Origin of the sequence: Bacteroides sp. AF20-13LB (assembly GCF_003603065.1) — a bacterium.
GTDB classification, from domain to species: Bacteria; Bacteroidota; Bacteroidia; order Bacteroidales; family Bacteroidaceae; genus Bacteroides; species Bacteroides uniformis.
In genome coordinates this window covers 1-14,599 of the sequence record NZ_QTMH01000029.1, presented here as the reverse complement: position 1 = coordinate 14,599, position 14,599 = coordinate 1, and the positions used below count along the sequence as shown (strand labels likewise).

At 46.1% G+C, this 14,599-nt stretch carries 15 protein-coding genes; 5 read left to right on the top strand and 10 right to left on the bottom strand.

The window, feature by feature from the left end:
- Nucleotides 1-90 precede the first annotated feature (90 nt).
- The 5 genes from DWX62_RS21330 (at nucleotide 91) to DWX62_RS21310 (ending at nucleotide 4,417) form a co-directional block, all read left to right on the top strand.
- Nucleotides 91-1,215 (top strand): helix-turn-helix transcriptional regulator, encoded by a 1,125-nt coding sequence (locus DWX62_RS21330; protein ID WP_004318663.1) that lies wholly within the window; start codon nucleotides 91-93, stop codon nucleotides 1,213-1,215.
- A 346-nt stretch (nucleotides 1,216-1,561) separates the two neighbouring features.
- The gene (locus DWX62_RS21325; protein WP_004308143.1) at nucleotides 1,562-2,767 is read left to right on the top strand and encodes a hypothetical protein; all 1,206 of its coding nucleotides are present in this window, start codon (nucleotides 1,562-1,564) and stop codon (nucleotides 2,765-2,767) included.
- Between the two features lie 96 nt (nucleotides 2,768-2,863).
- Nucleotides 2,864-3,070, top strand: coding sequence for a hypothetical protein (locus tag DWX62_RS21320; RefSeq protein ID WP_224202417.1), 207 nt, complete (start codon nucleotides 2,864-2,866; stop codon nucleotides 3,068-3,070).
- A gap of 41 nt (nucleotides 3,071-3,111) precedes the next feature.
- Nucleotides 3,112-3,312: a transposase gene (locus DWX62_RS21315; RefSeq protein ID WP_004318667.1), complete on the top strand. Its 201-nt coding sequence runs from the start codon at nucleotides 3,112-3,114 to the stop codon at nucleotides 3,310-3,312.
- 130 nt (nucleotides 3,313-3,442) lie between these two features.
- Nucleotides 3,443-4,417 (top strand): transposase, encoded by a 975-nt coding sequence (locus tag DWX62_RS21310; protein ID WP_224202418.1) that lies wholly within the window; start codon nucleotides 3,443-3,445, stop codon nucleotides 4,415-4,417.
- A gap of 1 nt (nucleotide 4,418) precedes the next feature.
- On the opposite strand, the gene DWX62_RS21305 is transcribed toward DWX62_RS21310, so the two are convergent.
- The 10 genes from DWX62_RS21305 to DWX62_RS21260 all read right to left on the bottom strand — a co-directional run.
- Nucleotides 4,419-6,578 (bottom strand): BACON domain-containing protein, encoded by a 2,160-nt coding sequence (locus DWX62_RS21305; RefSeq protein WP_004308145.1) that lies wholly within the window; start codon nucleotides 6,576-6,578, stop codon nucleotides 4,419-4,421.
- A gap of 83 nt (nucleotides 6,579-6,661) precedes the next feature.
- Complete coding sequence (locus DWX62_RS21300) at nucleotides 6,662-7,552, bottom strand: hypothetical protein (protein ID WP_004308146.1); 891 nt, start codon at nucleotides 7,550-7,552, stop codon at nucleotides 6,662-6,664.
- A 54-nt stretch (nucleotides 7,553-7,606) separates the two neighbouring features.
- Nucleotides 7,607-8,113: a hypothetical protein gene (locus DWX62_RS21295; protein WP_004308147.1), complete on the bottom strand. Its 507-nt coding sequence runs from the start codon at nucleotides 8,111-8,113 to the stop codon at nucleotides 7,607-7,609.
- Nucleotides 8,114-9,022 carry a fimbrial protein gene (locus DWX62_RS21290; RefSeq protein ID WP_004308148.1) on the bottom strand — a complete coding sequence of 303 codons (909 nt, stop codon included), beginning with the start codon at nucleotides 9,020-9,022 and terminating at the stop codon, nucleotides 8,114-8,116.
- A gap of 47 nt (nucleotides 9,023-9,069) precedes the next feature.
- Nucleotides 9,070-9,993, bottom strand: a complete 924-nt coding sequence (locus tag DWX62_RS21285) for a FimB/Mfa2 family fimbrial subunit (protein ID WP_004308149.1) — start codon at nucleotides 9,991-9,993, stop codon at nucleotides 9,070-9,072.
- A 238-nt stretch (nucleotides 9,994-10,231) separates the two neighbouring features.
- A complete protein-coding gene (locus DWX62_RS21280; protein WP_004318672.1) occupies nucleotides 10,232-11,392 on the bottom strand; it encodes a hypothetical protein in 1,161 nt (386 codons plus the stop codon).
- Nucleotides 11,393-11,500: 108 nt separating this feature from the next.
- Nucleotides 11,501-12,259 carry a hypothetical protein gene (locus tag DWX62_RS21275; protein WP_004308152.1) on the bottom strand — a complete coding sequence of 253 codons (759 nt, stop codon included), beginning with the start codon at nucleotides 12,257-12,259 and terminating at the stop codon, nucleotides 11,501-11,503.
- Entirely contained in the window at nucleotides 12,210-13,229 is a 1,020-nt protein-coding gene (locus tag DWX62_RS21270; RefSeq protein WP_008771489.1) for a hypothetical protein, read from the bottom strand. The genes DWX62_RS21275 and DWX62_RS21270 overlap by 50 nt, the downstream gene beginning before the upstream one ends.
- 38 nt (nucleotides 13,230-13,267) lie before the next feature.
- Complete coding sequence (locus DWX62_RS21265) at nucleotides 13,268-13,834, bottom strand: DUF3575 domain-containing protein (RefSeq protein ID WP_004318675.1); 567 nt, start codon at nucleotides 13,832-13,834, stop codon at nucleotides 13,268-13,270.
- A gap of 581 nt (nucleotides 13,835-14,415) precedes the next feature.
- The coding region (locus tag DWX62_RS21260) for a hypothetical protein (protein ID WP_120173131.1) at nucleotides 14,416-14,599 on the bottom strand (184 nt) is incomplete at its 5' end.

Genomic DNA, 14,599 nt, shown 5'->3' with positions numbered 1-14,599 from the left:
TTAAGTCGTTTAGCGTCATTTCTCCCATTTTTCGAGGTTATTCCAGAGATTTTATTTAATTTTGCATTCAAAATAGTTAGGCATAATAAAATGGAACCATCTATATACAGTTATTCACTTTGTATTGCGCTACCGTTGATGTTGTTCTTCGGCTTTTATTTTTTGTTGGCTCCAACCTCGGAAAAAGCCATTTTCAATAATTATCTGCGTTCCCGGCGAATTATGGGGGTAGCCATACTGTTACTTGCCGCCAACTATTCGGTACATTTCTTTTTTGGAATCAGGTTCAAGAATACCGATGCCGCCATCCTGATGAACCTGTCCACCTATTTTTTGTGCTACTGGTTGTTCAGTTCGGCCCTCACCACTCTGCTTGACCGCTTTTATATCACCAAACGTCGGTTACGGACGCATATCTGTCTATGGATACTGTTTTCCATCCTTTCCGGCATCGTTCTGCTGTTGTTACCAAAAGGTGGTTTACAGACAACGGTGATGTTTGCCTTGGCCGCATGGTTGGTTATCTATGGGCTGTTCTTGACCCGTAGGCTTCTCCGGGCCTATCACAGGGTCATCCGCATTTTCGATGACACCCGTGCGGACGACATCGGTGCCTATATCAAATGGCTTTCCATTTTCACCTACTGGGCTGTCACATTCGGGGTGGGATGCGGACTGCTGACATTCCTGCCTGATGAATACGTCTATATCTGGATTCTGTCATCGGTACCGTTTTACATTTATCTCTTCCTTTGCTATCTGAACTATCTGCTGTTTTACGAACAGGTGGAAAACGCGATGGAAGATGGCATGACTTCTGAAGAGGAAGACCTGTGTGACACCACAAACCGGGAACAGGCACAGAGGCAGGATACTCCTTTTTTCCATGCCGAAATAGCGAAAAAAATCAAAGGTTGTATCGATGCGGACGGTTATATCCGGCCCGGCCTTACCATAAAGGAGCTTTCAGATGTGCTTCATACCAACCGTACCTACCTGTCCGGGTACATCAAAACTACGTATGACATGTCGTTCCGCGATTGGATTATCGGACTTCGTATAGAATATGCGAAACGTCTGCTTGCGCGATATCCGAGGTTGACGGTTGCCGACATCTCCGAGAAATCCGGTTTTTTGTCACCAAGCCATTTTATAAGGCTGTTCAAGGAAAATGCGGGCTGTACCCCTAAATGGAGGAAAACAGAGGCGGAATAATACGGTGTGTTATGGATGGAGGAATAGCCCAAACGACAAAAAATAGCCTAAACTACAAAACTAAAATGTTCTAAACCACAAAGATGTGCGATTCTGACAATTGAGACAATTTTTATAGGCAAGAATCGGGCTGAATTTAAATCTTTTCGCTTATTTTGCACTTGTCGGTTGAGCCTGCGTCATCTCCAAAAAGAGTAAAACAGGGTTTTATGGGTGATTTTAACGTGTGTAAAAGAAAATGCTACCCAAATAACTTCAAATAAAGACAACTCTATTTCAAGCGGCAAATGAGTTCTACAGCTTGAATTTGAATAATACAAACAATAGGATTCTCCTTTAAAAAGTCATGAAAAAGATTCATTTACTTCATTACTTATTGTTGTGCTACATGGTTCTTGCGGTAGCTACATCGTGCGGCGATGACGAGGATGACTACGCCCCCGACAATGTAAATGATCCCGAGAAACTAACTGATCCTTTGCCTACTACCGACCAGTTAGGCGTAACACACAACAACACGCTTTATTACCTTTCGTTCTGGAGCAAAGAAGACCATATGATATCCGAGAACATGATAAACCGTTACAAGGAGGCGGTTCCTTATGCTCCGGGAAAGAAGATGGAGGTTGGCGACGCGTTCTTCTTTACCCGGCAGGACATTGACCGGATTCAGTCGGATACCGATTTGCTGGCTGACATCAAGGATATGTTCCATAAGCGGAGCATCGTGATGATGATGGAGGGAGGAACGAACGAGGATTTTAATACCGTCTGCACGTTGCTGGATTGCTATAATCCTTATGCGAAGGAAGATGAGTCTTATTCGGACGAACTGCCGCTGTGGGTATTTTCTGGACCGCTTCCGTCGGCGAGCGGATTCTATTCCAAGCTCAATGCGCTCAGTACTGCTACCGGAGCTGATGGCAAAGAATCTGTACAGACGATTAATGAATACGGGCAGGGATTTCATTGCGACATGACAAGTCAAAGTTTACAAAGAGCCCTGGAACCGAAAGCTCCGTCAAACGGTTCGTCGGATTTGAAAAACTTGATATCTGCCTATATCGTTATCGGTCAAAATAGCTATACCGCACCTCCTGTTCATGGACATGAAGGTAAAGGGACAACCGATAATTTTCAAGTAGAAGCTAAGATATGGACCGCTTATAGCAAAGACCGGAAAGAACATTTTTATTTGGTAAATCTGGGTTTTATAGCCTATGTAGAACCTTCTTTTTATGGAGAATGGCATACCAAGGTCAGTACTCTGAAAATGAAAGGGTATGGCTTTTGCCTGACTGACGTAAATTTGGAATTCGCTCCGGTTCACCCGAATGGTGCCATTATTCATGCACATTCCCCGCAAACTACGGAACGCCAGAGCTCTTATACCAGCAGTGTCTCTTTCGAGTTAGGAGGAAGTGTCAGTGTCACTGGACCAGAGATTTCAGGAGGAATAAGCATTTCCAATAGCCATACGGAAACAATAAATGATATTGAAGTTATCAATAGAACCAATCCGGCCCAAGGAAGCCCACAGCTTAGGTGGTAGTTTAATTTACGCGAACCTTCTTCACATTTTAATATGTTTTGTTACGCGTCGAGTGCTGTCAATGGAGGTGCTAAGGCCGGGATAACCACTTGTAGCTTGTCCACAGATTTTATTATTTCTGTACCTGATGGAGCTGACAACGAATGGAAAGTAAGCATGTATCCAACACTGAAAACATATTTCTTTAGTGACCTTTTTGGATTCCATGATCAATATGAAACGCTATTTGATGATGCGGCAGAAAGCTGGATTGGCATCGAAAAAGTTTTTAACTTGCCGACTGTCGATCTGAAAGATGAATGATTTGTTACGTTGATATTAATAATTTCTAAAGTTATTGGATTATGAGAAAAACATTCTTGGTGATGAGCAGGCTTATCGATTTATTTGTGGATATCTTGCCTATAGATGAGCTTGGGTTTAAACATGTCAAACTTCAATCAGAAGGGAGACCACCGTATAATCCTGCAACATTACTAAAATTGTATTTATATGGTTATAAGCACTCAATAAGATCATCAAGAAAGTTGGAACACTTCCTGTAAAGTAAATGTGGAATTATGGTGGCTATTAGGAGGCTTAATGCCCTCTTTTAGGACAATTGCTTATTTAAAAAAAAATAATGCGGAGGCTTTTAGAAAAGTCTTTAGGCAGTTTGTCCTTATGCTAAAGGATATGGGTCTGATAGAAGGCGAAACCATAGGTATAGATTCTTTCAAGATATTTGCCCAAAATAGTCTCAGAAACAATTATACACAAAAGAAGATAGACAGACATCTTGAATATATAGATAACCGTATTGAAGAATTTGAAGTAGCTTTAGATAAGACTGATAAAGAAGAAGAAAAAGAACTTCTTAAATCTAAGATTAAATTACAACAAGACAGGCGTAAGAAATACGAAACTCTTGATACGGAATTGAAGAATAGTAATGATACTCAAATAAGTCTAACAGACAAAGATTCAAGAGCATTAATGTTAACCAATAATGTATCAGGAGTTGAATATGCGGTTCAAGCAGCCTTTGATAGTAAACACAAATTATTGGTTCACTCTCATATTGGAGCATCAACTGATAAAAGAGAACTATCAACAGCGGCATTGACCGTCCAGGAACTACTACAATTAGATTCGTTCAACACACTTAGCGATGCCGGTTATACTAGCGGCGACCAACTACAAGCCTGTAAATATTCAGGAATATGTACTTATTCATCGCCTATGCCATCAACATCACCTAATTCGAATTCCATACCACTGGCTGAATTTCATTATATAAATGACGGAGATTATTATATCTGCCCTTGTGGAGAACAAATGACAACAACAGGGAAATGGAGAATCCGTCCCAATTATAGATCAAAAGTATATAAAACATCAGCTTGTGTAAATTGCTCAATAAGAGAAAAATGTACTCAAAATCAAAATGGCAGAGTAATAGAAAGAAGTGAATATCAAGATGTAATAGATGAAAATAACGCCAGAGTTATGAATCATCTGTTGCAAGGGCGCGCAGCAGACATTCGTAATGTCGCACAACTTCCGCCTCTTCACCGCCCTGACGGGAACTGCCACAGCCCCCCAAAAACAGTCCAAACAAAAAGACTAAAACAGTTGATCGTTTCATGGTGCTGTTTGTTTAATGGTTAAATTACTGGTCATGCACACAACGGACACTACCGCCCAGCAGATAATGATAACCATAATATTCATTAAACCCTGCAGGTAACCCGGCCGGACTATGAATGTCATTACCGGCACCATGCATTAAGGCCCATCTATTACGATTAACCCTATATGTGGGCGCTGTTTTTCCAGCTCCGATATCAGGATTCCAATATATTCCTGTATGTAATACAGAGGCAGGAGAATGTCGTTGAGGTGATGAATATATCATTGGAGTTTGTGTCCAGATAGCTAAAACGCCTTCTTCATATCCACCATCGGGGGCAGATATGGCTGGAAAAGACTTAGCTATTCCCGCACCGCTTTCTATCAATCGAGTAAATACAACAGGATAAGAGCCTGTTATAGACTGTATCAGATTAATAACCTCCCAAGCCGTAGGGAGTCGCCAGCCATCGGGGCAGGCACGTTGGGGAATACTGCCATAATAAATGGGTCCGACCATAGCTGGTGCCAAAGAATATGAACGAGGACGAGCAGCCATATTAGGACCTCCTTCCCTACTGGCGTCTATCATCCAACAAACACCACCATTACCCATACGGGTAGTCTGATAGTTACTGCCACCGATACGCATAAGTTTCATGGAATTTCCGAAACCACAAGCCGGTTGCTGGCTTACATGCAAACGATATTCCAATTCGTTAGCAGAATTTCCTGTTCGTATGGAAAGGACAGCACTACGCATATTCTGGGTAAAGTTCTTACTGTTTGCCGAAATAGTAACCGTGGCTGGTACTCCCGCTGTACCCGAGGTTTGGCTGAGTGAAATCCATGAAGGTTTTCCGGTTATTTGCCAATTGGTATTCTCTGTAGTTATATTTACGGGTAATGAAGCGACACCTATTTGGATATCACCGTCAAAAGCGAACACCCGTTTGTCCACCGTCAGCCGTTTGTTCCCTCGTACTATTACTTCTTCTTGTACCTCGTTCCACGGCACGATACGGCATTTAAGGGTATGGTTTCCTTTGAAAGCTTCCTCGGGAGTTTGGGCCGGCAACCCGTCCACACTTTCCACTTGTACTTTATATTCATGATTACGCAGAATATCCATCGGCACTCCCGAACCGTAGTCCTTGAAGTCGAGGCGGTAGTAACCGTCTACCGACGGCTTAGAGCCGGTGAGATACGGCTTCACGTGCATAACCAGACAAAGGTCGTCCAGCGCATTCCCGCCCGAGGGGCGGTTCTTGTTGTCCACCTCGCACAGGTAGAACGTCTTTTGTGAGCCGTTGAAAATACCGATATTCCCGGGTGACACATCGCTGTTCAATGAGGTGAATGTACCCCGTGTCTGCCGTGCCCCGACGGGTACGGTGGGAGTATTCACTTGCTTGCCCGTCACATTATAGTTGTCCGGTGCAATGCGTCCTTTTGCCCGGTAATTGTACAGCCGCAGATCGTTGTAATAATAGAAAAAGCCTTTTAGGTCGGATTCAAGAGGATTGATAAGCGTGAACTTAGCTACCGCACGTATCATCGTCACCTCTTGGGGAGCGCCAGAGGGAGAGAAACCTTCGCCCACCGCTTGGTTGGGAAGCTCGCCCCACATGGGTATGCCATTCGTAAAGTCGGGTGCGGCATCCGTTCCGACATCGAATGCCAGGCGGTTCATTACCCCCTCTTTCTGTTCTCCGAATGCAGCAGCAAGGGTATTCACCTGCTCACGGACATTGGCAAGCACCACGAGTGTCTGATGTTCGGGAGCTCCCATCAGCTGTACACGTACGGTTTGTGTGCCGATATCGTATGTACCCTGTGCACGGTAGAAGAATGTACCTTTCTTTATATTCGTAGGATCTGCAGGATCAACCTTGAATGAAAGTACATCTACAGTATTGATTCCATTTTCATCTATAGCACGTGTCAGCGGCGCACGCGTTTCGGAACTTTGCGAGGTGTTCATTTCAGCAGCCTGTTTTGAAGCACCGGTTTTAAAGTTCAGGTAAATAACGGCTGTATGTCCGTTCGCTTGCGGCACCGACTGCTCCGCATCATCACTGCAAGCGGTCGGAAGGAGCGCCGCCATTGCAATCCACAGCACAGCTGAGGCATGTCGCCTCCACAGATATGCCACACGGGTGAAACCGGATAAACCGGAAGTCTGAAATCCTATATTCATTTTTCTTCTTTTTTTAGTAATATATCTATTTTTTATATCAACTTTCTTACAAACTAAATTGCATCGGTCATATACCGTCTTACTTATTTATCGGCGAACAGACGAACGGAAAACCCGTGGTGTTTAACGTCTCTGTAGTTCGCGAACGCAGAGTACGAGTAGAAAGACACGTTCCAAGCATTGCCGAGGAGGCTGGGAAACTCCGTGCTCGACCAATACCGACCATATTCGCCTCGGGCTTCGAGCAAACCACTCGAAATGAACGTTGGGAAGGAGATATAACCGGCAGCCGGAAAAATACGAACGACAGCCTCGGAAGTATGGCTATCCCACCAAGAATCATTATTGATAGTGCTAATGTTTCCTGTAAATGCGCTGCCCAAGTAAACACAATCCACTTTCAATAGGGAAGTAAAGTCATGGTTGGCAAACGAACCCACGCGGGTGTAACGGTAAGCACAAACCATATTATTATCAGTAGCAAGAGGGAAATCGGATAGGGAAGAATCATCGATAGGATTACCGGTACCTTGTTTGAAACGCAGAGCGTAACAAACACCGTTACCCGAAGAGAAATAATCGTTGGCGAAAGTTTTTTTGATGCCACCGAACTCAATAGCCTCGTTGACATTAGAAGTATTAGTAGGGGAATCATATTGGGTATTACCGCTGTAGGAGAAAACGCCCGTCAACTCCCAGCGGGAAGGCAGGTGGTAACCATAACCGGGATGCCCCAGTTTAAAAAAGACATCATCAAAGAGCTTCTTGGCATTTGGATTGTAAGTATCATTATTCTCTCCTGTGAGCACGTACCAATTATAATAACCGGATTGGTCATTGCTATGGCTCGAAGCCCAATGAAGATTAGGGTCAGTCTGGGCTGCAGTGGGAGAAATACCCGGAGGAACGGAAGAAATGAAAGGAGAATTATAGATAGAGCCACCGGCGAGGTTATATTCGGCAACATAATCCAAAGGCGTACCGATCTGCTTAATATTGATTTTAGTATAAAGTCGTCCAGCCCGTATCTACAGATAACCATCCTTGAATCCCTTGCCATTCGTGATGGCCTGCAATTCCTCCGTAACCGGATTGGTGAGAGTGGCGCCAGCCGCCCCACTGTTTTGACTGGGTTTCAGCCATGAATTAGAAACTGAAATTGTTGTTCCGTCGGCATTATAGGCACCGACCTTCCACCCACTGGGGTAATTGGTGCGCACAGAAAATTTGTTCTGTGTGCTTGTGGCATCGTGCTTGCCTTGAAGTGTCATCGCCGTTCGGGTCACTGCCAAGAAATGCCCCGATTCATTGAACGTTATATCTGTGAATGCGTCTATCACGATGGGCACTACTACGATGTTATGGTTGGTAAAGTTGTCCGGGCTGGTTACAGCCTCGTTCAAAGTGGCAAACCCCGGCCCTTTCACTTCCTTGATGGTGAAAATATAGCGGTGGTTGCGCAGAATGGGCATGTATTTACCCTTTTCGTAAGGACTCGTGCCACCGCCCTTGATACCGTCCCATGTATAATCCATTCAGTAGTAGTATTCTCTTCCTTGATAGGCAAGATTTATAACTATACAAGGACGGCTGCCGCCGGAGATAGCCGACTGTTCATTCAAATAATAAGTGATGACATTCGGAGATGCGGTGTTTGCAGTTCCCTCAAGCGGGTGCCCGCCACTGACTGCTGGCTGCGATGTGGCAGGCAGTGTGGGAGTCATGTATCCCGACTGTGAAGCGGTGGTATTGTATGTAGCAAGATCTACCCAAACGCGTCCGTTGCCTACGGAATTGACGAAGTAAACCTTTCCCGCAGCTGTCGTGGCTCCCGAAGTTGTAGGATTGATGATATCCACCTTCGCCAGCATGCGGATAAGCGGTATTTCCTGCGCAATGGTTTGCGACACACCGGCTTTCAGTTCAAAGCCTCCCGCCGGGGCATGCTCGCCGTACATGGGTATGTATGTGCCCGTACCTTCTTGTCCGAACCTACCCACGACTTCCACTTGCTTAAGAGCATCATAGGTGGAACCGGCTGTTATATTTGCCAGTTCTGTTTGGGCATTAGCTATGAGAGCTATACGTTTGTATCTGCCCGCAATAACGGGCACAGAGAAGTATTTCGTATCCGAAGAGCCTGAAAGTGTATGCAACGAGCTGCCCAGAATATCATATTTCACCTTGACTTTCTCCGTACCGCCTTCATCGGCAAACATCAGTACGGTAATCTCTGTTATCCCTTTCTCGTCTACACCACGAGTATTCGCCGCCCGGAAATCGGGAATCCTGACAGAAAGTGTCACTTCGGCCGTCTCACCTTTGCCGGACACGGGCGGAACAGGAAGAATGAGTTCGTCTTGCCGGCACGAAAGTACGAGCGGCAGTAATAACAGGACCGACAGCAGGTTGCGGAACGGTATGATGATTGAACTACTTGGCATAATATATTGTTTTATGATTTGCATTTCATGATTGACCGGTGCGTTTTTTACACTCCTCCGGGTTTTACATTCTGATTTTCCCAATTCCTGATCGTTATTTTCGCATGACCGTTTGTAAAGGTAATCTCGATAGGAATGGTTACTTCAATATCTTCCTCCATCGGTATGTGGTAGCGGGCAATAAGCCCTGCCAACGAAATCGGGGGCACGATATGGTTTCCCGTGGTGGGATCGATAATTTCCACCATGCCGGGGGTATCGGCCTTGAAACGGGGGATGTCAGTCGTGGCATTAGCATGGCGGTTGGTGACATCATATGCTACGGCAGGCTGGAATGTCTTGTTCCGGCTTACGGACTGGAGACGCCATGTGCCCGAGGTTTCGTCGAACACCGGTCGCAAGGCTGACTCCATGCCCGTGATGTGTACCACAGGCTGCACGCTCACACCATCAAGGTGAAGACTTACACGGATAGTGCCGGGGCTGAAATTGACAGTATGGTCTCCAGTCTCGTGCTCACTGACCGTAAGTGGCGTGACAGCGAAAAGAAGCCGATCAAGCGTGGGGATGGAAGCGGAAGTCTCCGCATGCGGGTGTGAGGCGGAAAGGTTCCTTATGGTTTCTCCTTCGGAAAAGCCGCCGAGCTTGGTCTGTGCATCCGAAGCATTCGCCCAGAGCACGACAGTGTAGTTTCCCTGCGGCAGATACATCTCAACACCCTGCAAACGGTCAAGTTCACTCTTCTCCAGCGTCTGCATATGCTCAATACTGCCATCGGGACGGTACACACACAGCCTCACCCTCTGAACACGCTCTCCGAAAAGGTCAGCGGCAGAGCCGCGAGGCTTGTAGGTAAATCGTAACAGGGTATCCAGAGGGCAGCCCTCCAGGGACTCCCTGATGCACCTCGACAAGACTAAGGTTAAAATACCGGAAAGCATCAGGAAGCGTATAGCTTTATACAATTTCATGCGTAGTATCTTTTAGGTGAATAACTGTGGTTATGACTTTATATGAATATACGTGTTATGATTTAACAGGTTATAGAAATACAGGTCGTGAGGTCAGGGCAAAAGACACCCACGACCTGCTTACATTCCGCCGTGCGAGAGGAACTGGTGAACTAGTAAAATGAGCTAAAAATCTCCTCTACGCAAACGGACTTGTAAAAGAAACAAACAAATACAATATACCTTGATGGTATGACAGTTAGAGATTAGGCTTGACAGGAACGACCGTCCAGGCTTTTACCGTCACCTTCAACCAAACGCTGACAGCACTGGTATTAGGTATTGTGGAAAGGTTGCTCTCGTCAAATGTAAAGTCGGCTTTCGAGATAGTATAAATCTTTCCTTTTTCCAGTTCTACAATATTGCCACTGCCATCTTTGAATCCTCTCACGGTGATAAACTGGTCACCTGTGCCGAAATTCACGCTGCTGCCGGCCTTAGCAGCCAAATTACTCAACTTAAATACGAGCTGGAGTTGCTCGTTCGCGTCAGTACTGTTACCGTTAGGAACAACCTGATATGCCCAACGTTGCCCTGCAGTTGGCGGAATGACTTCCTTTGGGATACCTGTAGCAGCGACGGCAGACTGGTCAAAGAGTTTTCCAGCGTTAGCAGGGGTGTAAAGCCCCTGTCCTTGAGCATAGGCAGCAGGAGTAGCACCATATTGTACTTTCGTTCCCACAACGGTACCGGCCAGGTTGAACTTTTCAAAGAAGTTATTCACATAGATTCCTTCCAGCGTAAAACCATCCACCGCACTGGAGGCCGTAGTCGCCAGACCTTCGATTTCGACACGTGCCACGGCAGGACCGATTTCCACTTCGGCATACTTGTCACCGTCCGTTATTCCAGGGGCATAAGGCAGGGCCGGACTACCGGTAGTCCATGTCTGCAGGGGTTTGTCATCGCCGCTCAACACCACATCCGCAACTGCAGACTGGCTTGTGATTTCCAGTTGTACAGCTTTCAATGCAGCTACGGTTCCACCTGTAGGCAATGAAGTTCCGGCAGGAATATTACCACATACCGTTACAGTGGTAGCCGCCGCGGGTACATCCGTTATTTGGGTACCGGTAGTCAGATTCGCAATCGTGATGGGAGTGGTTGTAGTCGCGTTCACATATTTCAGAATGCTGGTCCCGTCATGGAAGTATACATGCAGATTACTTACCGTAGCAACCGTTCCCGAGGCTACAGGAGGCTCGGTCGATCTCGTCAGCGTCGGCAACTCCAGCTTCATGAATACGCTTCTCGCTTCCCCGTTCTTTACGTCAGGCACTTCGATGTCATCGTTACTGCACGCGGTGAATGCTGCAGCCATAGCAACCATTGTAAACACGCTTAACAAACTTTTTTTCATAATCATTGTAATTAAATTGTTAATAAAAAAATAAACACTAATAAAACACTTGTTAATATTTAATTCGTACTTATACTTTTTTTCCTGTTTTGTTCTTTCTACTTTTTACTATTTCCCTTCCGCTATCCTGTCCAGTTCCATACGGAGCCCGAAGAACTTGGGAATGAGGTCCGACAGTTCCGGATCCAGGGGAATACGCAGGACAAGATTGGGATTCATGCGGCAGGCCGCAAGCATATGTTCCACTGCTAAGTAATCATCGCCCTGCCGGGCGCTTACCACAGCATGCAGGTATTCCTTGCGGGAATCTACGGGTAACTGGTCTAAAAGAGCGGAAGCCTCTTTATGATAACCGAGCTGTGTCAGGCAAAGGGCGGTGTTATAGTCAGGCCGTTTTTCCAATATCGGCAAGGCTTGCCGGTATTGTCGCTCTGAAAGGAGCCGCAAGGCTTCGGCATACTCTTCTCCCTGCGGAGTATATACGGGACCGCTTGCCGCAAGAGAGTCTGTCTCCGCAGAAGCTATGACATATTGGTCCAGAGCGGAACGGTCAACCAGGTCGCTAAGCGAGGCCACAATGAAGAGCAGCGTGTCCGAGGCGGCAGGCCGCCATGTGCTGCGGTCGGTGGCTTCCACGATAGACTCTAGCCGCACACGGAGCTTTTTCATTCCATCGGTGACGGGCAGAGAATATACATAGTTGTAGATATAATCATGTCCGGAAACTGAATCCGAATTCTGGCGGACCATCACGGAGTCGATATAGGGGAAGGGAATCATACGCCGGCGGATTTCATCACGGTTACGGTCATTCATCTCATTTTCGGCAATCCGGTCGTAGAAATAACGGTGGCGGGAGATGTCCATCGAATCGGTGGCGGTGAGGACATAGTTGTGTATGTTGGACAGGCTGCGCCCCCCCGTTATAAAGGTCACGGAATTTCGAAGGTACACGATCGGCGGTAAGCTCGCGTTCCAGCCGGTACATCGGCCAAAAGGAGGCCGTACGATGATATTTACGGTCATAGGAGGCCCACAACCCGAGCGTGTCACGACCAGCCACATAGCGCCGTACGCTTTCTTCGATCCGCTTGCGTTCCAGGCGGTGACGGAGTGTCGCACGGTTGGCCTGCGTACGCGTGTTCCAGAAATTCTGGCGTTCAAGGGCAAGGCGTTTCCACTTCTCGTAGGCAAGCTGACGGTCGCGCTCCTTGCCGTAAAGTTCATAGAAGAACCTCTGCCGGCAGGCGATATCCTTATTGATGCCTTTACGGTCAAGATACACACTATCATAAGCCGAAGGATCGACAATTCCATTAAGAAACAGCCTGTACGCCTTATAGTCCGCTTCCTGCATGCGGGTAAAGGAAGAACCGGAAAGCACAACAGGTGGTAGCGGGAAGCCTGAACTGTCAGAGGTGCAGAGCATCGGGGTGAGTGTGACACGCCAGCAACTGTCAATCAGGAGGGAAGGGACATGGATATTGAATTCCAAACGCACGGAACCTTCCCGCATGGTGACCTGCTTGACGACCGTGCGTGCAGCGACGATGTCAACACCGCCCAGGTGTATGGTTTTCCATACGTCATCCGTACTGTCGGAGACCTCTTCGAACTCACCGGGAAGAGTGTCCGAAGAAGTGGTGAACCCCACCTGTTCGGCAAGCACTCCGGAAGGTGCGCTCTCCTCGTGGGGAAGAAAAATATTAGGACGGCCGGACTGCATAAACAGCCGCATAGTCCGCGGTTCGCGGGAAGTGGAACAGGACACGGCCAGTAACACTCCCGCGCAGAAAGCGGCGGCCGTTATGTGGGATTTGAGATACTTATTCATCATTCAACTTTTTATATCTTGTTTCAACAGATAAGATGGTTTCAGAAAAGATAAACCAGATTAACGGCGGTACGTGTGGGTGTCACATAGACACCGGAGCCCTTGCCGGTACGCTTACCGCAGTTCACGCAACGGTAACGTTCCCAGTCGGCCCAGACAACACCGAGACCCAGTTCGAACTCCAGATTCCAGCGACGCGAAAGGGGGCGCACCAGCCCCGCAGAAAGCCCGCCGCCGAAAGCTGTGCCTTCGTAACGGTAGCGATGTCCGAACAGACCACCCGCATTATATATGGAGAACACACCGTGGAGCCCGATAAAACAACCCCTTCCGTAAGTTTCGCGCATCCAATAACGCACACCAGGCTGGACTGTGAAGTTTTTAAGCTTGCCGTCATCCCAAAGACGGAAAGGATTGTACTGTACGGGAAGATGGGCGGACCAATGCGTGGAAAAAGCCATGGAACCCTCCACATTCAGATTCCCCGTACCTAAACCCACCAGATTGGTTCTGACAGAATAAAACTGCGCGGAAACCTTGTCTGAATACACAAGGCAGGCCAAGACACAGGCAAAACATAAAAAGTACTTTTTTCTATTCAAATTCATAATTCAAACTAGGATAACTCAAACTTTAAGTGGATAAACAAAACATGCACCCAAAGTAAACGGATGAAAAGCTGTGTCATCATAATAAGACTGTTCTTATTCTACGTGCAACCTGTAAAAATGAAGTATTTTAATGAACAAGAAACAGTTTTATATTATCACATCTGTTTTGTTTTTCCTGGTTGCAAAAGTAATAACACATAAATCACGAGTTACAAAATGAAACCACAAATCTAACGTCCGCATTGCATAAAACATTATAATACAGAAACATAAAGACTTCGTTCTTCTTATTTTTCTAACACGACGCTAACAGATGATTTACAACCTTAAAAAATATAGGGCAATCAATAAGTTTCTGACAATTGACTGGAATAGTAACAGATATTATAATGAAAGCATCTTCATACTTTCCGGACATACCTCCCAGGAGAATTAAACCTGTTATGGCTTACCTCCATGACAAAACCATTCTACAATTACATCATTCCGGTATTATGGCAAAAACAATCTGAACATATTCTAGATTTAATTACCGGATGATGCATTAGTCATTGGAACCTAGTATAAAGTTGAAATACCTATCCCAGAAGGCTTAAGAATAATTCTTTATTAGCTGTTTCCGTAGATTTAATACGTGATTTGAGCCGTGACTTGCGAGCGTATACATTAGCCACCGTATCCTTCATGAATAAGCTAATTACTTGCGGTGAAAATCCTACAAAAATATAGCATAATAACCTGGTGTCGGAAGCTTTCATAGTT